Origin of the sequence: Bacteroides sp. PHL 2737, from assembly GCF_004115325.2 — a bacterium.
GTDB classification, from domain to species: domain Bacteria; phylum Bacteroidota; class Bacteroidia; order Bacteroidales; family Bacteroidaceae; genus Bacteroides; species Bacteroides hominis.
This window is the reverse complement of the sequence record NZ_CP040630.1, coordinates 1,524,556-1,546,359: the sequence shown is the minus strand read 5'-3', so window position 1 is coordinate 1,546,359 and position 21,804 is coordinate 1,524,556. Positions and strand designations below refer to the sequence as shown.

General features: G+C 41.9%; 23 protein-coding genes. 7 read left to right on the top strand and 16 right to left on the bottom strand.

Annotated features, from left to right (window positions below):
- Positions 1-11 precede the first annotated feature (11 nt).
- Both DBK98_RS06435 and rpmH read right to left on the bottom strand, forming a co-directional pair.
- Positions 12-653 (bottom strand): PASTA domain-containing protein, encoded by a 642-nt coding sequence (locus DBK98_RS06435; protein ID WP_005778979.1) that lies wholly within the window; start codon positions 651-653, stop codon positions 12-14.
- A gap of 149 nt (positions 654-802) precedes the next feature.
- A complete protein-coding gene (rpmH, locus tag DBK98_RS06430) occupies positions 803-964 on the bottom strand; it encodes a 50S ribosomal protein L34 (RefSeq protein ID WP_004292199.1) in 162 nt (53 codons plus the stop codon).
- 192 nt (positions 965-1,156) lie between these two features.
- Between rpmH and efp the strand changes: the two genes are divergently transcribed.
- From efp to radC, 3 genes are all read left to right on the top strand, one after another.
- Entirely contained in the window at positions 1,157-1,723 is a 567-nt protein-coding gene (gene efp, locus DBK98_RS06425) for an elongation factor P (protein ID WP_005778982.1), read from the top strand.
- 138 nt (positions 1,724-1,861) lie between these two features.
- Positions 1,862-2,851 carry a glycosyltransferase family 2 protein gene (locus tag DBK98_RS06420; RefSeq protein ID WP_005810799.1) on the top strand — a complete coding sequence of 330 codons (990 nt, stop codon included), beginning with the start codon at positions 1,862-1,864 and terminating at the stop codon, positions 2,849-2,851.
- A gap of 58 nt (positions 2,852-2,909) precedes the next feature.
- Positions 2,910-3,605, top strand: a complete 696-nt coding sequence (gene radC, locus DBK98_RS06415) for a DNA repair protein RadC (protein ID WP_005810801.1) — start codon at positions 2,910-2,912, stop codon at positions 3,603-3,605.
- A gap of 28 nt (positions 3,606-3,633) precedes the next feature.
- Here radC and DBK98_RS06410 read toward each other — a convergent pair whose 3' ends face one another.
- From DBK98_RS06410 to DBK98_RS06375, 8 genes are all read right to left on the bottom strand, one after another.
- Positions 3,634-4,398: a UDP-2,3-diacylglucosamine diphosphatase gene (locus DBK98_RS06410; RefSeq protein WP_005810803.1), complete on the bottom strand. Its 765-nt coding sequence runs from the start codon at positions 4,396-4,398 to the stop codon at positions 3,634-3,636.
- Positions 4,399-4,443: 45 nt separating this feature from the next.
- Positions 4,444-4,755: a metal-sulfur cluster assembly factor gene (locus DBK98_RS06405; protein ID WP_005778989.1), complete on the bottom strand. Its 312-nt coding sequence runs from the start codon at positions 4,753-4,755 to the stop codon at positions 4,444-4,446.
- A gap of 191 nt (positions 4,756-4,946) precedes the next feature.
- A complete protein-coding gene (locus tag DBK98_RS06400; protein ID WP_005778990.1) occupies positions 4,947-6,347 on the bottom strand; it encodes an alkaline phosphatase in 1,401 nt (466 codons plus the stop codon).
- Positions 6,348-6,569: 222 nt separating this feature from the next.
- Positions 6,570-7,766: an acetate kinase gene (locus DBK98_RS06395; RefSeq protein WP_005810807.1), complete on the bottom strand. Its 1,197-nt coding sequence runs from the start codon at positions 7,764-7,766 to the stop codon at positions 6,570-6,572.
- A gap of 18 nt (positions 7,767-7,784) precedes the next feature.
- Positions 7,785-8,804 (bottom strand): phosphate acetyltransferase, encoded by a 1,020-nt coding sequence (pta, locus tag DBK98_RS06390; protein ID WP_005810809.1) that lies wholly within the window; start codon positions 8,802-8,804, stop codon positions 7,785-7,787.
- A 133-nt stretch (positions 8,805-8,937) separates the two neighbouring features.
- Positions 8,938-10,491 (bottom strand): hypothetical protein, encoded by a 1,554-nt coding sequence (locus DBK98_RS06385; RefSeq protein WP_187143825.1) that lies wholly within the window; start codon positions 10,489-10,491, stop codon positions 8,938-8,940.
- Between the two features lie 44 nt (positions 10,492-10,535).
- Entirely contained in the window at positions 10,536-11,333 is a 798-nt protein-coding gene (locus DBK98_RS06380) for a DUF4384 domain-containing protein (protein ID WP_005778994.1), read from the bottom strand.
- 25 nt (positions 11,334-11,358) lie between these two features.
- A complete protein-coding gene (locus DBK98_RS06375) occupies positions 11,359-12,042 on the bottom strand; it encodes a hypothetical protein (protein WP_005778995.1) in 684 nt (227 codons plus the stop codon).
- 208 nt (positions 12,043-12,250) lie between these two features.
- Between DBK98_RS06375 and DBK98_RS06370 the strand changes: the two genes are divergently transcribed.
- Genes DBK98_RS06370 through eis form a run of 4 tightly spaced genes read left to right on the top strand, consistent with a single transcriptional unit; the run spans position 12,251 to position 15,278 of the window.
- Positions 12,251-12,589 carry a CidA/LrgA family protein gene (locus DBK98_RS06370; protein ID WP_005784314.1) on the top strand — a complete coding sequence of 113 codons (339 nt, stop codon included), beginning with the start codon at positions 12,251-12,253 and terminating at the stop codon, positions 12,587-12,589.
- Positions 12,586-13,281, top strand: a complete 696-nt coding sequence (locus tag DBK98_RS06365; protein WP_005778997.1) for an LrgB family protein — start codon at positions 12,586-12,588, stop codon at positions 13,279-13,281. The genes DBK98_RS06370 and DBK98_RS06365 overlap by 4 nt, the downstream gene beginning before the upstream one ends.
- A 55-nt stretch (positions 13,282-13,336) precedes the next feature.
- Positions 13,337-14,254, top strand: a complete 918-nt coding sequence (locus tag DBK98_RS06360) for a DUF2156 domain-containing protein (protein ID WP_005778998.1) — start codon at positions 13,337-13,339, stop codon at positions 14,252-14,254.
- Between the two features lie 7 nt (positions 14,255-14,261).
- On the top strand, positions 14,262-15,278 hold the full coding sequence (eis, locus tag DBK98_RS06355; RefSeq protein WP_005778999.1) for an enhanced intracellular survival protein Eis: 1,017 nt from the start codon (positions 14,262-14,264) through the stop codon (positions 15,276-15,278).
- Positions 15,279-15,365: 87 nt separating this feature from the next.
- Here eis and DBK98_RS06350 read toward each other — a convergent pair whose 3' ends face one another.
- The 6 genes from DBK98_RS06350 to DBK98_RS06325 form a co-directional block, all read right to left on the bottom strand.
- On the bottom strand, positions 15,366-16,460 hold the full coding sequence (locus tag DBK98_RS06350; RefSeq protein ID WP_164932440.1) for a BF3164 family lipoprotein: 1,095 nt from the start codon (positions 16,458-16,460) through the stop codon (positions 15,366-15,368).
- 70 nt (positions 16,461-16,530) lie between these two features.
- A complete protein-coding gene (locus DBK98_RS06345; RefSeq protein WP_005810824.1) occupies positions 16,531-18,444 on the bottom strand; it encodes a discoidin domain-containing protein in 1,914 nt (637 codons plus the stop codon).
- Between the two features lie 108 nt (positions 18,445-18,552).
- Entirely contained in the window at positions 18,553-19,674 is a 1,122-nt protein-coding gene (locus DBK98_RS06340; protein WP_032535539.1) for a BF3164 family lipoprotein, read from the bottom strand.
- 51 nt (positions 19,675-19,725) lie between these two features.
- Positions 19,726-20,829: a 6-bladed beta-propeller gene (locus DBK98_RS06335; protein WP_187143819.1), complete on the bottom strand. Its 1,104-nt coding sequence runs from the start codon at positions 20,827-20,829 to the stop codon at positions 19,726-19,728.
- A gap of 121 nt (positions 20,830-20,950) precedes the next feature.
- The gene (locus tag DBK98_RS06330; protein ID WP_032535544.1) at positions 20,951-21,253 is read right to left on the bottom strand and encodes an NVEALA domain-containing protein; all 303 of its coding nucleotides are present in this window, start codon (positions 21,251-21,253) and stop codon (positions 20,951-20,953) included.
- A gap of 9 nt (positions 21,254-21,262) precedes the next feature.
- Positions 21,263-21,742 (bottom strand): hypothetical protein, encoded by a 480-nt coding sequence (locus tag DBK98_RS06325; protein WP_005810848.1) that lies wholly within the window; start codon positions 21,740-21,742, stop codon positions 21,263-21,265.
- Positions 21,743-21,804: the final 62 nt, after the last annotated feature.

Below are 21,804 nucleotides of genomic sequence, written 5' to 3'. Positions count from 1 at the left end.
CGTTTCTTACATTAAAACCAGGAATCGTCTTCAGTCCCGGAATCATCAGCAGAAATGGCAGCATTTTCTACCATATCGACCGAATCGGCTCCGGCAGATTGTACCCCGTCACCCACCATCAGAGTCAAAGTAGCACCGATAGGAGCTTTATCTCCAATCTGCAACTGGCGTCCCTGATAAATGACACCATATACCCAGTCCTTCTCTCCGCTCACCATCCGGTTCTCGGTCAGCTTAAAGCCGGCAGCCATTAACTTTGCCTGTGCCTGACGCACGGAGCTGTTATCGGCCACATCGGGCACTACGCACAAAGGAGTACTGAGTGTATTTATTGTGAGGTAGATCGTTCGTCCTTCTTTCACTTTCTGCCCGACCGACGGATTAAGATCAAGAATGATGCCGGACGGTTTGTTCTTTACATAATTGGAATCGGACACAACATAAGTCAGTCCCTGATCCCGGAACATCTTTTCAGCCTCGCTTACAGACATCCCTTTTACGTCGGGCACCACTACAGCTTGGCCATGGCGTGTGTATATATCCAATCCTTTAAGTGCGCCGAACACAATGAGCACAGCCACCACAACCATGGCTATGATGTTTACCCAGAAGAATCTATTGGCTTTGAAAGAAAAAAATTCTTTTATCGTCATAATTATAAGCTGTTAATCCGGACAAAGATACTATTTTCGCTACACAGTATCACAGAGTTTCACTGAGTTTTTGATAAAAGCTTATTAAAACAAAAAGAAGCAAAGGAATCTTCCTTCACTTCTTCTTATTCGTTTGCTATGGCTAATACTTATGCCTTCACTCCGTTGTATTCGTCAGAAACAGTCAGTTTCTTACGACCTTTAGCGCGACGCGCAGCCAATACTCTACGACCGTTAGCTGTAGCCATTCTCTCACGGAAACCGTGTTTGTTTTTTCTCTTTCTGTTAGAGGGTTGAAATGTTCTTTTCATTACTGTATCTTGTTTTATGTTATTATTTCTACGGATTCGGGCTGCAAAAATAGGCACTTTTTTTAAATAAACCAAGAGTTAAGTCATTTTTAGTCAAAACATTTTGTGTTTTTTGCCGATTTAGATTACTTTTGCACCCGAAAAGGTTCGAAGATAACTCAATAACAATCTATAAAATAAAGAATATCAAGTATGATTAATGCTCAAGACATCAAGAACGGAACTTGTATCCGCATGGATGGCAAACTGTATTTCTGTATCGAATTCCTCCACGTTAAACCTGGAAAAGGTAACACTTTCATGCGTACTAAACTGAAAGATGTGGTAAGCGGATACGTTCTCGAACGTCGCTTCAACATCGGTGAAAAGTTGGAAGATGTACGTGTAGAACGTCGTCCCTACCAGTTCTTATATAAAGAAGGTGAAGACTATATCTTTATGAATCAGGAAACTTTCGACCAACACCCGATTGCCCACGACTTGATCAACGGTGTAGACTTCCTGTTGGAAGGTGCCGTTCTGGAAGTAGTATCTGATGCTTCTACTGAAACCGTACTTTACGCTGATATGCCTATCAAAGTTCAGATGAAGGTTACTTATACAGAACCGGGCATGAAAGGGGATACAGCTACTAACACATTGAAACCGGCTACTGTAGAATCAGGTGCAACCGTTCGTGTTCCGCTATTTATCAACGAAGGCGAAACAATCGAAATCGATACTCGTGACGGCTCTTATGTAGGTCGTGTAAAAGCATAAACAGGTTAACTGCCGAAAAAAAATGTGGCCTCTATCCCTTACGGGAATAGGGGCCGCATTTTTTTATTACCATCCATGACGGTTATCGAAAAATAATGGCATATATTTGCAAGTCAACAACCGATTATCATTAAACCTATGCGATACTCCGTTATTATCCCCGTTTACAATCGTCCCGATGAAGTGGACGAATTATTGCAAAGCCTCACTACCCAACATTTCAAGGATTTCGAAGTCATAGTGGTAGAAGACGGATCATCTGTCCCTTGCGAAGCGATAGTAAATAAATATCAAGGGAAACTGGACATACATTATTACGCCAAACCAAACTCCGGCCCGGGACAGACCCGTAATTACGGGGCCGAACGCAGCGGAGGGGACTACCTTATCATATTAGATTCGGACTGTATCCTTCCCGAAGGATACTTCGATGCAGTGGAACAGGAACTTTCTGCCACCCCGGCCGATGCCTTTGGCGGACCGGACCGGGCACATAGTTCTTTCACTGATATACAGAAAGCGATCAATTATTCGATGACTTCTTTCTTCACTACCGGAGGCATACGCGGGGGTAAAAAGAAAATGGATAAGTTCTATCCGCGAAGTTTCAATATGGGTGTCCGCCGTGAAGTCTATCAGGCATTGGGAGGCTTCTCTAATATGCGCTTCGGCGAAGACATCGATTTCAGCATTCGCATTTTCAAAGGAGGATACCGATGCCGTCTCTTTCCCGGTGCCTGGGTATACCACAAACGGCGCACAGATTTTAAGAAGTTCTTCAAGCAGGTACACAACTCCGGCATTGCGCGTATCAACCTCTATAAAAAATATCCCGAATCGTTGAAAGTCGTCCACCTGTTACCGGCTGCATTCACATTAGGAGTTACACTTCTGCTATTATGTACTCCCTTCTGCCTGTTCAGTCTTGTCCCGATTCTGCTTTATACATTGCTGGTCTGTCTGGATTCTGCGCTGCAAAACAAAAGTTTACGCATCGGCATCTATTCCATCGCTGCCTCTTTCATCCAACTTATCGGATACGGAACGGGATTCTGGCGTGCGTGGTGGGAACGCTGTGTATTGGGAAAAAACGAGTTTGAAGCTTTCCGCAAGAACTTCTATAAATAAAAAAGGCGGTCTTTCAGTTGTTGATATAAAAAGAATACAAACACTCTCTATCCGACTTATGAAAAACAAACAAAAACTAAACATCAACCAGTGGTCCAAAGCCGATAGGCCACGCGAAAAAATGATGGCAAAAGGTGCCGAAGCATTGAGCGACGCCGAGCTGTTGGGCATCTTGATAGGTTCGGGCAATACGGAAGAGAGTGCCGTTGAACTGATGAGAAGGGTACTTGCCTCTTGCGACAATAACCTGAATGAACTGGGGAAATGGGAAGTACGGGACTTTTCCTCGTTCAAGGGCATGGGACCCGCCAAAAGTCTTACTATCATGGCAGCTCTTGAACTGGGGAAAAGGCGCAAACTACAGGAAAGCAAAGAGCGTAAACAAGTCAGATGCTCAGAGGACATTTACAGGCTGTTCCACCCATTAATGTGCGACCTGCCACAAGAGGAGTTCTGGATCCTACTTTTGAATCAGGCATGCAAAGTAATCAGCAAATTACGTATCAGTACAGGGGGGATTGACGGAACATACGCCGATGTACGCACCATCTTGCGGGAAGCCCTGATAGGACGTGCCACACAGATAGCTCTGATTCACAATCATCCGTCGGGCAATGCAAAACCAAGCCAGGAAGACAAACGCCTGACGGCAGCTATACAAAAAGCGTCGCAAACAATGAACATTACCCTGACGGATCATATCATTGTCTGCGACGGTTGTTTTTATAGTTTTGCTGACGAAGGGCTTATCTGATTCGTCTCCGGCAACTGACTCCGGAAAATTAAAGCTGTGTTTCTCCCTCGATGTAATTCTCAAGAAACAGGTTCTCACCATCAAACACCGCATAAGAGAAATAATTGATCCAGTCGCCCAGAATAAGTATACGTGCGGTAGCACTTAACATCAAGTCAAGTTCAATGTGACGGTGACCGTAGATGAAGAAGTTTATATCGGGATGATTTTTCAGATACTCCTTTGTGTAAAGCACCAAGAACTCCTTATCTTCACCCATATAATCAGGCTCTTTCCCCCCTTCACGTTTCAATCGGCTATGTTTGGCCCAATTCAGTCCTAAATCCATACTCCAACGGGGATGAATGGCGGAAAATAAAGTCTGCAACGTACGACTATGGAACATCGTGCGCAGTAACTTAAACTTTTTGTCCGGATCGCCCAGTCCGTCACCATGCGCCAAATAGAACTCTTTCCCATAGATTTCCGTAGTCACCGGCTCACGGTGAATCGTCACCCCACACTCCCTGGTCAGGTAATCGCCACACCAAAGATCATGGTTGCCCGTAAAGAAATGCACCTCTACTCCCATATCAGTCAGTTCAGAGAGTTTTCCTAAAAAACGGGTATAACCTTTGGGCACCACCAAACGGAACTCATACCAAAAGTCGAACATGTCACCCAGCAGATATACCGCGGCAGCTTTATGTTTTATGCTGTCGAGAAAATTGACCAGGCGCCGCTCCTGTGTACGTCCGTGCTCTATGGCACGTGAACCCAAGTGGGCATCAGAAAGGAAATATACGTTCTTCATACTGTAAGAATGGATCGTTTAAGAATAGAGGTAAAACAGTAACGATTATAAAAAGCCCAGTTCCAGTTTAGCCTCTTCACTCATCATATCTTTGTCCCACTCCGGCTCAAAAACCAGATTGATAGTGGCGGAATTCACTCCCTCAATTGACTCTACTTTCTGCCGCACATCTTCCATAATGAAATCTGCCGCAGGACAATTAGGAGCGGTCAGGGTCATATCGATAGAGACCTCTCCCTCTTCGGCGACGTCTATCTTGTAGATCAGTCCCAGATCGTATACGTTTACCGGTATCTCGGGATCGAATACGGTTTTGAGCATATCTACTATCTTTTCTTCTATTTCAAACTTAGTCATTTCTATATTTCTTTGAAAGTTTACAAGACAAAGCTAAAGAAATTCTTTGAAAGATAGAGAATATTGAGGATAAATTAACGTCAACGAGGCAAGTTCATTACAAAACACACAGAGTACACAGAGTTTATTAATACGTATATCAACAAATCCTCTGTATACTCTGCGTGCTCTATGGTGAACTTATCTGCCGGTTACTTATATCCGCCCGCTTTTGCAATGCGTCTCGGAATCTCTGTATTATCCATTTTACCGATGAACAGATCAGAACCGGCACCGATAGCAAACACCGGCACATATCCTGCAGAATGCCCACCGCTGGTCCAGCCTACCATAGCGATCTGATCCATCACCTCTTTGGCTTTGGCTGCCATCGGTTCAGTCTTGGCATACATACTCTCGGCAAATTCTACTTTATTTTTCACGAATGACTTTTCATATTCGTCACGCAGTTTCTTTTCCTGCTCCCACGAGATAGGAAGTACAGACCAGAAGCCCATCTGTTCGGACAACAGATTTTTAACGTCTTCCCAAGCCACATGGTTGTTCTTAGCTTTGCGCAAATCACTGATCTTCTTAGACAATTCTTCAGCAGATGCCTTCTGGTTTTCAAGTGCTTTAAGATTCAGAGCGTATCTTCCGGTTCCCAATGCCATACCACCTGTCTCATGATCGGCAGTTACTACAATCAGGGTTTCTTTCGGATGTTTTTTGTAAAATTCATAAGCAACTTTGATCGCATTATCCATATCGGCTACTTCGTGGAACACTGTAGCAGCATCATTTCCATGGCATGCCCAGTCTATCTTACCACCTTCTACCATCAGGAAGAAACCTTTATTTTTTCCTTTGGTCAGAAAATCAATCGCGCTTTCCGTTATCTGTGTGAGGGTTAAGTCACCTTCTTTACTGTCGATAGCATAAGGCAAAGAACCCGCATCGGCACCTTCCTCCTGAATCAAAATCATCTTACCGGCTGTGGCAGCTTTAGCCTTATAATCGTTATATCCACGGGCAATGGTGTAACCGGCTTCTTCGAACATCGGGAAAACGCTCGGAGCTTCTTTTTTGTCGTAAGTAGTAGTCGGTTTCAGGAAACCGGCACCGGCATAAAAGTCAAAACCGGCTTTAGGAAGATCGGTAGCTATTTCATAATACATATTACGATCCGGCTGGTGTGCATAGAAAGCTGCAGGAGTAGCATGATCGACGCTTACACTGGTAGTAACCCCAACCTTCTTGCCGGCTTTCTTAGCTTTCTCGGCAACAGTCTGTAAGGGATTCTTCTGATCATCCATGCCAATAGCACCATTATAGGTCTTTTCACCGGTTGAAAGGGCTGTCCCGGCAGCAGAAGAATCTGTCACAGAGTTGGTAGCAGAAAAAGTAGTAGCCATCGTTCCGACGGGAAACCGGGTGAAAAGCAAAGGCTCCACACCAATGCGCCCTTTCTGGATTTCGGCACGGTACATCTCCGTACCATTTACTTGGTTCACACCCATTCCATCACCAATGAAATAGAAAACATATTTTGCCTGAGCATTCGCAATAACTGCCACACAGACAAAAAGAAAGAAATAAAAAAGTCGTTTCATTCTTGTATCATTTAAGTTTATTTGAGTTAGTGATAGCAAAGATAAAACTTTTAAAATGAAGAAAAGGAGAAAGGGGTATGAATATTCTGTTAAATAGCTCGTCCCCGGCTGCTTAGCGCTCAAAAACGGATTGCCTCCCTCCACACCCAAACTATATAAAAAGCCGGAGTACAGAGAATAAATCTCCGCCTCCGGCCTTTCCTCTATATTACTTATCAACCTTTATTTATCCAGGATAGCCATTGTATCAGACGCAATCAGCAATTCTTCGTCTGTAGGGATCACCACTACCTTCACTCTTGAGTCATCAGCTGAGATAATGGCCTCTTCACCACGAACCTTATTCTTTTCAGCGTCGAGTTTCACGCCCAGAAATTCCAGTCCTTCACAAACACCGGCACGGCAAGTTGCCTGATTTTCACCGACACCACCTGTGAACAGGATAACGTCTACGCCTCCTAAAGCAGCAGCATATGCACCAATATATTTCTTAATGCGGTAGAAATACATCTGTTCTGTCAAGATAGCCTGAGGATCACCTTTTGCAACGGCAGCCTCCAAGTCACGCATATCACTTGAACCGTTCATCATACCAGCCACACCGCTTTTCTTATTCAACAGGTTGGAAATGCCTGTAGTTGTCAAACCTTCCTTATCCATAATGAATGTTACAGCTCCGGCATCGATATCACCAGAACGGGTACCCATCATCAAACCTTCCAACGGTGTCAATCCCATAGAAGTATCGATACATTTGCCATCTTTGATAGCGGCGATCGAACCACCATTTCCGATATGGCAAGTAATCAGTTTCAGTCCTTCCGGTTTAATCCCCAGATATTCGCACACGCGCTGTGAAACGTAACGATGGGAAGTTCCGTGGAAACCATAACGACGTACACCGTACTTTTTGTACAATTCATAAGGAATAGCATACAGGTATGCATATTCCGGCATGGTTTGGTGGAATGCAGTGTCGAATACACCGATTTGCGGAACATTCGGCAGAATAGCCGTAATGGCATCAACTCCTTTCAGGTTAGCAGGATTGTGGAGGGGAGCCAGATCGTTGCAGGCAGCGAAAGCTTCAAGCACTTCTTTAGTCAGTAATACTGATTTACTGAAGCGTTCACCCCCGTGTACCATACGATGACCTACGGCATTGATCTCTTCAAGTGATTTGATAGCGCCATATTCCGGGCTTACCAAGGTATTCAGGATGAACTCTACCCCTACAGTATGTTCCGGAATATCCTTCTCAAGGATTTTCTTCTCACCGTTGGGCAAAGTCAGTTTCAGGAATGAATCTTTCAAACCGATTTTTTCGATTCCTCCCTGGGCAATCACTTCTTTGCTGTCCATATCGAACAGCTTGTATTTGATAGATGAACTACCACAGTTCAACACTAAAACTTTCATATCTGATTTTCGATTTAATTATTTACCATTCTTTGCAGCAATCGCCTGATTGGCTGTGATTGCAATCATTCTGTATACGTCTTCAATAGAACATCCGCGTGAAAGATCGTTTACCGGGCGGGCAATACCCTGAAGAATCGGGCCTACAGCATCGGCATGTCCCAAACGCTGCACCAGTTTATAAGAAATATTACCAACTTCCAGACTCGGCACAATCAGCACATTTGCCTCACCGGCAACCGGAGAACCGGGAGCCTTGCTCGCACCTACCGAAGGAACCAGAGCAGCATCCGCCTGCATTTCACCATCGATATTCAAATCGGGTGCCATCTCTTTAGCTAATTTCAATGCCTCTACCACCTTGTCCACATTTTCATGCTTTGCCGAACCTTTAGTAGAGAAACTAAGCATTGCTACTTTCGGATCAGCTATTCCTGCTACCGCCTGAGCAGTACGCGCTGTACAAACGGCAATCTGTGCCAGTTGTGAAGCGTCCGGAACCGGAGTTACAGCAACATCCCCCATCACCAGCAGACCATTCTGACCGCATTCCGGTGCATGTGTCAACAGCAGCATAGCACCCGACACACATGTAATCCCCGGAGATGTCTTTATAATCTGGAGAGCCGGACGAAGCACATCTCCCGTAGTATTACGGGCACCCGCCAATTGTCCGTCAGCGTCACCACTTTTAATGATCAGACAGCCCAGATACAACGGATCGAGTACCAATTTACGGGCTTCTTCGATAGTCATACCTTTTTTCTTACGGAGTTCGCACAACAATTGCGCATATTCTTCTTTCTTCGGATGATTCTCAGGATCAATAATAGTGGCCCTGTTGATATTTCCGAGTCCCCATTTGGCAGCGGCAGCGTTAATTTCTTCCGGATTACCCAAAAGAATCAAATCTGCAACTTCATCTGTCAAAATCTGATTGGCAGCTTTCAAGGTACGTTCCTCTGTACCTTCGGGAAGGACAATGCGCTGGCGATTAGCTTGCGCACGCGCAACGATAGAGTTAATTAAATTAAGCATAGATATTTAATATTGTATATAAATTCAGTAGGGTGTGTTATTTCACGCCGCAAAAGTACACAATATTGCAATATCAACATTGCAATTCGGGGTATTTTTTACCCCGAACCTGCAATTATTATAATATTTAACACTAACGGATTATTTCCGGAGCTACACTCTTGAAACGATCCATACACATTCCTATCGGTGCACCGATATAAGTAGGATCACAAATAAGATATTTTTTACCATCCAGCAAGATGTAGTCACCCGAGATTTCTTCGTTGAACCGGACAGCCGAAGCGATATGGTTCGGATAGTCGAGCAGCACAGCGTCCAATCCCATCAAGTCTTTCACCAGATTGGAGAACAAGATGGCACGGTCCTCACAGTCACAAGCCGGATAATAAAAGTTCTCGTCCATGAAGAAAGGCTTTTCATAGCCAAATTGTTCACCATCTGTCTGATATTGAAATGAATTCTGTACAAAATCAATCAGAATGTTCGCAGCATCCTTCTCTGATTTTCCCTTTATAGCTGTCTGCAAAGACGGATAAAGGGCACTCTTCAACTCTTTGCTCATGGGTGTTTTATAGTAGACAGCAACTTCACATTGCGGATAATCTTTATAAAAGTCCATCAGGTTCTTATTGACAACCGCATTGATTTGAAGAAGAGATTTTTCCGAAGGAGACACTGTTTTACCCAACTCTTGCATACCGAACTGTGGCACAGCGTTCAAATCCATACACACCAGATTCTTGGCATTGGCAAAATCCTGACTGTAGGTATAAACAGCCATCGAACCGCCCTTATCTGCTTCAAACACATAGTACTTGACGCCCTTGAAAGTAATATACGGAACACCGAATATAGTTCCTGCCGGAGCCACCAACAACTTCAGCTTATCGTTTATTTTAGACAGACGCACCTTATATCCACATTTATTGAGAATAAACATCTGTAAAAAAGCAACATCATCTTTCCGGACAGCACCACACATTTGTACCCCTAACTGTTTAATGAACAGCAAGAATGCCCAGTCGTTCATCCGGTGCTCATTCTTCAAACGGACGCAATCGTTAATCAATTGCTCGTGATCGGCTTTACACAACCGGCTCCAAGCAGCCGCAACTTTACTCTCGCTTGTCCCCCCCAGTACAAAGTCTTCAATAATATCCGTAGCCACCTCAAACTGAGTACCATAGAACTCAATCACATTGCGACGGGCCGAACTTCCGGGCAGCGGAACCGGGATATCAACTTTCACAGGAGTATAAGGTTTACCCGGTACATAGACACTGGGTGCCGGCTTATCTGCTACCGCAGGCAGATCCGGCTTTTTAACTTCCACATTTACTTTATCCCCTACTCCCGGTCTATCGGACACAGGTATTTTGGGAGCCGCCGGCTTAATCTCTACCGGAGCAGGGACAGGTTTCTTTTTATCGAAAAGTGTCGGTTTCACCGGTTCCGGTCGCGTCGGCATTGAATCCCCCACAGAGGCATTATACTTTTGCCACACTTCCTTCAGAAATGTGGCAAACTCTTCGTCTGCTTTATTTTTAAAGTCTTTATATTCTTTCTGCTGTTTCTTTTGGAAATTATCAAACTCCTTCTGATAGTTCACATCCTGTGCCATAGCAACGGATGGAACCAGAAAGAGTGACGCAAAAACGAAAGAAAAGTAAAATTTCGTTTTCATCATAATAAGTGATTAATGATTAACGGTCAGTAGTTCGGGAACCACTATTTTATAAGTACCATATCATAAAAAGCACAACGCTGAACTGCCGGAATAGAGTACACCCACTCTAATACATTCTGATAAGTGACCTCTTTAGTAAACGGAATATCCTCTTTAGTTGCCACCATCATCATATTTATCTTCTCGCTCTCCTTGTTATGCTGTTTCTCCATACGATAGTCCACAGCATTACTGAAAGGAATCGAATATTCTTTGCCGGCTTTCAACAACGTATTGGGTTCGTAACTATTAGGATAAAGCAAAGCTCCCCCATTACTGTCGAACCAGAAAAACTTCAAGTATGAATCCGTACCATGTACAGTCAATTTACAGTGAAACACATCCCCCTCACGATAGAGTGTCTCCACCCCTTTCACTTCGAGAGCATACGAACTGTCCGGTTTATCCTCTTTCTGCACTTCGGCATCGATGGTTACTACCTTATACAAGCTGCGTGTATCTGTGTCCCAAACCTCTTCTACCTTTTTATTAGTAATATTCACCATTCCTCCGATAGCAAGCACATTCATTTGCGAATAAGCTTCGTGGAGCTCCTGTCCGTCTTCCTGGGTAATCTGCCCAAAAACAGACCACACATTCTCCATCACGCCCGCCTTTTGCAAAGCAGCTTTCTTTGCTTCCATAAAAGCACGCTCTTCCGCCTGCTTCAATGTGATGTCATCGCTGACCTGCCAACGCCCTTGTACACCTTTCACTTTTACGGGTTTCTGCGCGTAAAGAGCGCTGGCAGCGGTCAATAAAAGTACAGCTAAAATTCCTAATAGCCTGTTTACGTTCATTCAGTTTGCCTTTTTATATTAAAACTCACTGAGCAAGTTTATCCAGTTCTTTAGCCAGTTCCGGTGATTTTTTAGCCAATTCTTCGCTAAGCGCTTTGACAGCAACTTTGTTTGCCGCCTCCAGACTGTAACCAATGGTAACCATTACCTCAACATTTTTATTTGGCAATGTCCTGTACACTTCCACCAAAGGAATAGTGCGCCCCAACGTTCCGCTGATAATACTTTTTCCGGCAGCTACAGCACTCGACAGGCTGGCCGCTTCTTCCTGTCCCATATCGTCATTGGCAACTTTCGATTCAATCAGTTGAGTCACCTTTGTCTGAACCTGTCCGGCAATGTCAATCTTAGCAGTATTGGTTGCCTGCATAGCCGCAGCCGACTGATTTCCACCAATCACTCTTGCAGTTGCTATATACCAATATGGATTGCCATTCATATCGATTTCCATCTGTTTTTCCCATGAATTTTCCAGCTGTTTGTCCAACGGCAATTTACCTACCGGAGTCTTGAAGCCTTCTTTTGCCAACGCTTTCGCCTCTTTGCGGGCTTCTTTAATCGCTTTTTTCTGCAAATCTTTGTTGATTACTTTTTCGTCCTTTTGAATTGCTTTATAAGCCTTACCTGTCGCTTTTTCTTGTGCAAATGCATTTAAAGAAATCATCATTGCCAGTGTTGCAAAAACACTGATTAATAAACTCTTTTTCATGTCAATTCTGTTTTTAGTAGTTAATATTCGTTATGTATATTCGTTTTTCATTTTGCAAAAATAGATAAAGTAATCCATTTCGTTTACTTTTTCTTGATTTTTTTGTAGTTGCCCACTGTTAAAAAAGAATCTTCGTACCATATTAGTTGATACCCTAACTCTATTTTTCATAACTTTGCAACGTTTTCAAAATTCAATAGGTAATAGTATGATACGTCAGTGTGCCATTTTATTTGGCTGTTTGGCTTTGGGTGAATTGATTGTTTATCTCACGGGGATTAAGCTCCCGTCCAGCATCATCGGGATGTTGCTGCTCACCCTTTTTTTAAAATTAGGTTGGATCAAATTGCATTGGGTGCAAGGAATGTCCGACTTTCTGGTTGCTAATCTTGGTTTCTTCTTCATCCCCCCGGGAGTGGCCCTGATGTTGTATTTCGACATCATTGCGGCGCAATTCTGGCCGATTGTGATAGCTACCTTAGTCAGTACCCTGCTGGTGCTTGTCATCACCGGATGGGTTCATCAATTAACACGTAAACTCAAATGAACTATTTAGAAAATGAATTTTTCCTGTTGGCAATCACTTTTGGGATTTACTTCTTTGCCAAGCTTTTACAGAAAAAGACAGGAATTCTGTTGCTAAATCCGATCCTGTTGACTATTGCAGTCATTATTATCTTCCTCAAAATAACAAACATCTCTTTTGAGACTTACAATCAGGGTGGACATCTGATTGAATTTTGGCTGAAGCCGGCAGTCGTAGCACTTGGAGTTCCTTTATATCTGCAACTTGAAACCATTAAAAAGCAGCTGCTTCCCATCATTCTGTCCCAATTGGCCGGCTGTATCGTCGGTGTGATATCAGTAGTATTGATAGCCAAGTTAATGGGAGCCTCGCAGGAAGTAATTCTGTCACTTGCTCCTAAATCGGTAACCACTCCGATTGCTATGGAAGTCACTAAAACATTGGGGGGAATTCCGTCACTGACAGCAGCTGTAGTAGTATGTGTAGGTCTGCTGGGTGCTGTATTAGGTTTCAAGACCATGAAAATCATGCACGTAGGTAGTCCTATAGCTCAAGGACTCTCCATGGGTACGGCCGCACATGCCGTCGGCACCTCAACGGCTATGGACATCAGTAGCAAATACGGAGCCTATGCAAGTCTTGGCTTAACACTCAACGGTATATTTACCGCATTGTTGACTCCAACTATTTTACGAATGTTAGGCATTCTCTAACAAAATCGTTTTATCTTTGTTATATATAAACAGTTAATTAGGAAACAAAAACTTTATGATCGCATTCAAAGATATAACGATCCAGGATAAGGATACCATCACAGCTTACACGATGAATAGTTGTCGCCGCAACTGCGACCTATCTTTTTCAAACTTATGCAGCTGGCGGTTCTTGTATCACACCAAGTTTGCCATAGTCGATAATTTTCTGGTTTTCAAATTTTGGGCCGGTGATGAACTGGCTTATATGATGCCTGTCGGTGAAGGAAACCTCGAAAAGGTATTGAACGAACTGGTTGAGGATGCCCGGCAGGAGGGCGAACCTTTTTGTATGCTGGGTGTCTGTTCGTGTATGCGCGAAGACCTTGAGGCTATCATGCCCGGTCAGTTTGGATTCACGGTTGACCGTGATTATGCCGACTACATTTATTTGCGCAGCGATCTCGCAACACTGAAGGGAAAAAAATTCCAGTCAAAGCGGAATCACATCAACAAATTTCGCAACACATACCCTGATTACGAATACACTCCGATCACCAAAGACAGAATCCAGGAGTGTCTGGAACTGGAAGCAAAATGGTGCAAAGCCAATGACTGTGACCAGCAGGAGGGAACCGGAAACGAGCGCCGTGCTTTGCTCTATGCCCTCAACCATTTCGAAGAGTTAGGATTAACGGGAGGTATCCTGCATGTCAATGGTCAGATTGTAGCTTTTACTTTCGGCATGCCGATCAATAAAGAAACCTTCGGTGTACATGTAGAAAAAGCAGATACGAATATTGATGGAGCTTATGCCATGATCAATTACGAATTTGCCAACCACATCCCCGAACAATATATTTACATCAACCGTGAAGAAGATTTGGGAATAGAAGGGTTGCGTAAAGCTAAGCTCTCATATCACCCGGAAACGATTCTGGAGAAATATATGGCTTGTTTGAAAGAACAACCTGTAGAAATGATAAAATGGTAGCATACTGATGATAAGAGAACAGGTAAAATCATTATGGAAATTGTGTTTCGATGATAGCGAAGCATTCATCGAACTCTACTTCCGGCTTCGTTATAACAACGAAGTCAACTTAGCCATCCAAAGTGGCGAAGAAGTGATTGCTGCGCTCCAAATGCTCCCTTATCCCATGACGTTTTGTGGTCAAACCGTGCCTACTTCATACATATCCGGCGCATGCACTCATCCCGACTATCGAAGCAAAGGAGTGATGCGCGAACTACTGTCACAAAGTTTTGCACGTATGCTCCGCAACGGTGTCCTGTTTAGTACGCTTATTCCCGCTGAACCCTGGTTGTTCGGTTATTATGCAAAAGCAGGTTATGCCCCGGTTTTCCGCATCTCTCACCAATCCTTCTCTCTTTCAGAATTACCTGCCGATTCGGAAACGGGCAGCATTGAGGAAGTTACAGAATACCAAGAAGATGTTTATCAATATTTGAACGGCAAATTATCAGAACGTACCTGTTGTTTACAACATACGTCTACTGATTTCAAAGTAGTTCTTGCCGATCTTGCCTTGACACAAAATACCGCTCTCGTAGCCCGAAAGGACAATCGAATAACGGGTATAGCTGTTGTCTATAAACACGATAATACCTCGTATATCAACGAGTTATTTGCTGACAATGAAGCTGTCCGGGCACAATTGCTCTGCCGGGCCGGGCTAAGGAATGGCACCGACCGGATCATTCTTCAACTTCCTCCTGTAGCCTCCCTGCCCAACGAAACATTAGGAATGGCACGTGTCATTGATGCCCGGACAGTTCTTCAGCTCTACGCAGCCAGTCATCCGGAAATAGAAATGAACATTGAACTGACCGATGAACAATTGTCAGCCAATAACGGATATTATTATCTTTGCAATGGAAAGTGCATGACCAGTGAGGTCCGCTTACCGGGAGCACACACCCGAATGACCATCGGTGAACTATCAGAAAAAATACTGTGCGAGATGCAACCGTATATGAGTCTGATGATGAACTAAACCTTTCAGTCCTCAGGAAAAAAGAGGTTCACAACAGAATTAACAATATTAATTCATCCAGTTAGTAATAAGCACACATCTTTATTATTACATATTTATAGTCACCAAAAAGAAGCCATCTTCTTCTGTGTAACCAACGGCATAAATACAATGTCTGCGTTCATCAATTGTCAAACAACGCAAGTTTAAATCTAACTGATATATCTTCTGAAGGTTGCCTTGCCAGTCAAATACTAAAATTTTTTTCCCTAACAAAGGATTCTCTTCTGCTGTTTCTCCATTGTAAATAGCATAAACGGCACTATCAGTCACAGAAACATCCTCAAAGCCATAAACCCACCCCTCATGTTCTTTTGAGATTTGCGACTTTTTGATAGGTACCTCCAGTTGCCTGGAGTACACATGATGTATTGAATCGGGCAGCCCCTTTAAATCATAGAACTGAATTAACGCACCCCTATAAGTTGCAAAAACGGCTTTTCCCCAGTCGGGAGATATCTTAAACAAAGCAGGATCAAATAGCATCTTTTGCAAATCATTCTCCGGATCCACCAGCAAATCTGACAATGCGGGGTAGTTTCCCAATTGGTTCATAATCTGGCAAGCACTATCCAATACGGCAAAACGCCTCTGTTGAAATATGCCACGCTCCCCTAAGGCGATATAATGCTTACCACAAGGAATCATTTCTTTAAAATGTGTATCTTTGCTTCCTTCCATCCCCCTTAAAAAGTGACTATCACTATATTTAAAAAAGTCTCCATATTTACGATAAGTTACCAGAGCCCTTTTATTGGCACTAAAATAAGATAAAGTTCCTTTTGTCCGGTCCCATACAGTATTCAAAGTTGCATCCGAATATTCCCCCGGTCCATCTCCCCAAAGACAAAACTCTTCTTTCAATAACCCATCCGTCAAGTTTATCAGATGGAAAAGTTTGGTAACAGCCCGTTTATCTTGAACAATCAAGCAATCACCATCTATCCACATACACTCCGGATAAGAGAATAAATAATCAGTCCGTACCACCTGATAAGGAACAGAAGTAGCAGAAGTTAAATCTAACGGTAAAACAGGAATAGACACCTCCTCCGGTTGTCTTTGGCATGAAACAACCAAGAATAATATTCCTAAAACGGCTGTAAGTTTAAGTCGCATGTCTTTTAATAGCAATATCTCCATAGTACACCAATTAAGATTAGACCCACAAATATATAACATATCCACCTATACACCATCGCACACCCGACTTTTATAAATCAAACGTAAAAGTTTGCCTTCCATTTTTATAGATAAAAACCTGTTCTTCCCGTCCTTTGGTACAGTTCCTCAACCACAATAAGGCATTCTGCGGAACTAAAAATTCAATTTTTCTTTCCGTCGCCACTTTCCTGCCTAATGACTTCCATCCATTGATTCCGTCTTGATAGAATAACTCATAATTATCCCCGGGCCAAATGTAATTATCATCGTTACGCGGAGAGAAAACAATTCTTTCAATCGGCATACTTTCTCCCAGATCATAGGCCAGATAAGAAGATGTATCACGTGCCTGAAAATAAGTCAATATATTGCCATCTGTAACATACTCTAATTTTGCAATCGGTTCTATACTGTTTATCCTCCTCAACCGAATCTTCTCCTGACACAGTGAATCCTTAAATAGTGCCAGTTCCGCCAACTCCATTCTTTTCCCTGCCGGAGCAACATACCGCACATACCTATGCTTCTTTCTTGAAGGCGGAGTTAATATGCAATAATTGGTGGTAAGCGTATCCTCAAATTGCCATAACAGATCTGCATGTATAAATGACAAATCATTGGCAGCTTCAATCTTTGCCCCTATAACTGCTCGATAAGCCCATTCCGCAATTGTCTTTTGCTGAGGCATTTTCCGCCTTAATATAGCTTCCTCCATCAAATCGATATTGGGTTTCAGCAAAACAAACTCACCCCCCCTTTTAGATATGAACGGATATCCCGCCGGATAAAGTTTTCCTCCATCTCCCTGATAAAGAGTCTGATAAATCACATCGGGTTCTATATCCCGGAAAGTAACCTTACCCGCATTACCAAGTGCCATATCTACAGGAATCCATCCGCCGGGACTGAATATCCCTAAGTAGATGTATTGCTCTCCAGGTATTTGTATCGGTATTGTCGTATCATTGCTTCCAAAATATTCAGATGTCACATCTTTCACAAATCTATTTCTAAACACAGGATACAACCGTTTATTGCCCGAAATCCCGGAGATTTTCTCAGGTTGTACGCCAAAACAATAGCGATACACCTTCCCCTTTTTCCTTCCGTCATGCCGTAAGGTATCACGTGACGCTTCAAACTCATTAAATCCGAATTGAAGAAAAGTTCCCGTTGTGTCACGCAACATCGTCCAACAATGATAATGTTGATAATCGGGTGAATAAACAAAATAGTCGGTCGCAACAGGAATTCCACAAGCACGCATAGCATATATTGTCAGGTCGCATGCTTCACGACAATAACCAATCCGATTATGATAAAGAAAAACAGCATCCAAGTGAGGTATCCGAAAATCAGTATTGTAGATGTAATACAGCTTTCTCAGTTTCCCGTCAATGATCTTAGAAGCTTCAATAACATCATCCCCCTTATAAAGAGAATCGAGTAGAGTTCCATAATCTTCATAATACAATTTACGCCAATCCGATAAAGGTTCATCGGCTATTCTGTAAGGTAATATCAGTTCGCAAAAATCATCGAACGGCAAATTTCTATTCCAAGGATATTTCCTCCAAACTTCAAAAGCCAGGTCTATATTATCTATCAAATATTCCGCTGTTATCACTTGGGCGTCATATATCTTGGAGAGAGAGTCAAAGGAAATTCTGTTCCATTTATTCTTCTCCCTTTTAGATATAGGACGCCCTTCACAAACCCCAACTAATAAATGATGAATAGAATCGAGTTCATTTCCTTCATAAGAATACCATCCCGGCATATTACGAATTAAAAAACGAGCTGCCTCCAATTTTTCCGGATCGGTTCTATAATGTTCTAATACCTTTTCAAGCTCCACGCAATTATCGCCGGCAAATTCCAAAGCATATTCCAACCGCCTATCTTTCTCCGATTGACAAGCTGCCAAAGTTAAAACTAACAGGATAAACAGTATATATTTCATAGTTAAAACAAATGCTTATTTTCTATTCAGACTTATTCTTTCTAAGATATTCATGTTTTAGGATTGAATTTGACATCGGAGGCAATCCTATTATTTTAGTTGATGAATTCATAAGCCTGTGTTAGGAACCAAGAAATCATCCAGGTCTAAATAAAGCACGTCATCTATTTGGGGATTTGTCACATATAATCTATTTCGGATAGGATCTATCCACATCTGCCCAATGCTATAATCCGTCTCTATTTTTTGTATCAGATTCCCATCCCAATCATATACATGAATGATATTCATGTGTGGAGTCTCAAAACGTTCCCAACGCTCTTTTCCCCAATATACTGCATATATGTAATTGTCATCCGCCTGAACCCTTGTAAAATACGACTTTATTTTTTCATCACTTTTAAAAACAGAAAAGTCCGGTTCACCTTCCAAACGATAGCCGCTCACATGACCTGTTTCAAGATCCAGAATATTCAATTGCGCAAGATGAACCATAGCTTGCACCACTTTAGTTCCATCCGGTTTAATGGCATCATTCGAGTAGAAAAAAGACTCCGGCAGAATGGAAGCTTCATCGTTCCTTATCGACTTCTTATAGCTTGAAAAGCTCTTCAGCAACTTATTCGTGTCAAGTGTCCGTTTTTGATAAACGGGCAAAGTAGCTTCTTTATCATTAAGCGGGAACGGCTGTAACTCTGTAATTAATGTATTTTCATCCTTCAGAAACATCAAATAGTATGGAGCACCTCCATTCTCCTCTCTCCAGGGATAGGAGATTTGCTTATCCATAACAGTGGTGTCCCGCTTGATCGACTGAGTTATATTCCAGATAAATAGCTTCTCTTCATTAGGAGCGAACAGTAGAGTTTTCAGATCCCCTTTTTCTTTAAAGAAATGAAAAATCGAACCCAAAGCGGCAACTTTCCCAGGACCACTTCCTCTATAACAAAAAGTGCCTATTTCTTTTCCGGTGTCTATATTAAATATATTATAAAAGCGATCCGGTAATTTAGGATTCATAAAAAACATCAGTGAGTCGTATGTGGATAGCCATCCAAAATTCGCTCCATCCAATGGAAGTATTTTCAATGTAGCTTTCTTCGTGTCTTTGATACTATCTTCAATCGTTTGAATTTTACCATTGAAGTATGCGGTGTCATCATTTTCATGACAACTAACGCAAATATTCAATATTAGTGCAAGGCTAAATATTACTTTAATGATATGCATATCTTAAATTCAGTTTATATAGTTATGATTATTTAAAAATCAACAGAATAGTCATTTTAATCTCAAAAGACTAAGTATCGCAGTTTGCTCATTTATCTCCTGTTGCTGATAAGCGGACGGAAATGCATCATTCGGGAATTCATCTGTATAAACTGTGACAAATGTATTAGGGATATTAGATGAAACCGGACGTCCCATTTCCGAATATCCCGGAATATCCATCTTGGTCAAATTTCCTTGCTCTATCCGTCCATCCTTCTTAAAATAGACAGACCACATCCCTTTATTGGGTGAATTAAAAGACCAAAGAGAGAAAACAAGATTCTTTCCATCCACCGTGAAAAGACTGTATGTACACTCCTCTTTCGTCTCGTACAATTCCCGGTCCGAGCAGTGAAAATCCGCCAACATAGGCAAATTAGACTTCTGCCTCATGGTTCTTACCACTGTATCATTCACAGCATCATATTGATAATAGCTTCCATCCACCGGATTATAGATTTTTATAGTTCCATCCTCTTGAGCACACAGCGTATTCCAATAGGAGTTCTTGCAAGGAGTCCCTTTTTCATATTCTAATAAGTTCTTCACTCTTCTCCCTTTCTGATCCAGAATCCAAAGCCCCTTACAGTTTTCAGACTGAGAAGGACGATGGCAGAGAAAACGGCCATCCGGCAACTCAACAACATCATTGAAAACAAGAGAATAAGGGAAACTCAACGAATGAAGAAATTCTCCATCAAAACCGTAAGAATAAATAGTCCGTTTACCCATATCACAGACATAAACACAATCTTTTCCTACGAAAAAAGAGTCCATCTCTCTATACTCTCCCGGTCCCTCACCCCGCTGGCCAATCGTATTCAAAAAAGTACCATTCTTATCAAACCGGAATGCCATTTCTTGCTTTCTATCCGAAATGTAATAACAAGAATCTTTTGAAATTACATTATCGACCATACCCCAAAAATAAGGAGAAGGTAATTGCAGCCTGACAGACTCAATGGTGTCCACCAATACAGACATCGGCAGATATGGATTAGAGACAGACAGATCAATTACTATATCTCTCTCTTCCAAAGATGTTTCTCGATGACAGGCTATCGCACTTCCAACGAGTAATAATCCCAATAAAAATTGATTCAGTTTCTTCATAAATATTGTTTTAAAGAAGCTGATCAAAAGTTGAAAAGGCAACCATATATTAATTTATAAACACCTTTATGAAAAATAATTATTATACTATCTAACTTCTGATCAGCCTCACAATAATCTCTTAACAACGAGCTAATCCTTTAGCACATCCACTGTATTTACTATCACATTTTTCACAACAGGGAATTTCAGTTGTACCATTCATCCCCGGTAACCAATAATCGCTAGAACTCAGATAATAATAAGGTTCCAGAGTCGTATCAATATTTCCATGATCACTATTTCCTTCATTCTGAGCCAATGACTCAATATTTTGTAATACTAAAGTTGATACGTTTTTATCCTCTTTGTTCGCTTGAACATGATAAATACCACACAGCGAAAAAACGCTTAAACATATCACAAATAATAACTTTACTTTCATAATACACTTTTATTTATCGTTAAACAAATAGTTAGTTCTCACTAACTCCATATATTCTTTATTTATCTTTTGATTAACAGTTGGATCTCCAATATAAATAATCCTATTGTTAGAATCCAACAACCAAACATGAGAATCATTATCTGATATTTTATTCATACTTCTAAATGTGTTATTAGTATCAATAAATACTGGAGTCATAAATTGATGAGATCTCAACATCACGTAGACATCATGCTGATAAATAGGCTCTAACACAAAAACAAAACCAACTTTAAAAGATGTGATAGAATCTACTTGTTGAATCAATTCTTGCCATTTAGCCACATCAAACTTACAACTTATACATTGTTCTTTTCCAATTACAAGAACAATCTTATATGGAAAAGAGCTATAGTCATATACCACTGAGTCTCTCCCAAATAACAAAAAATCACTTTCCGAAGGTAAACTTATTTTTTTGCCGTGCCAGCCTTTTACATATTCCATATCTTTCTTTGATTTACTTGTACAAGCGTGCAAAGAAAGCAATAAAAACAACAACGGTATAA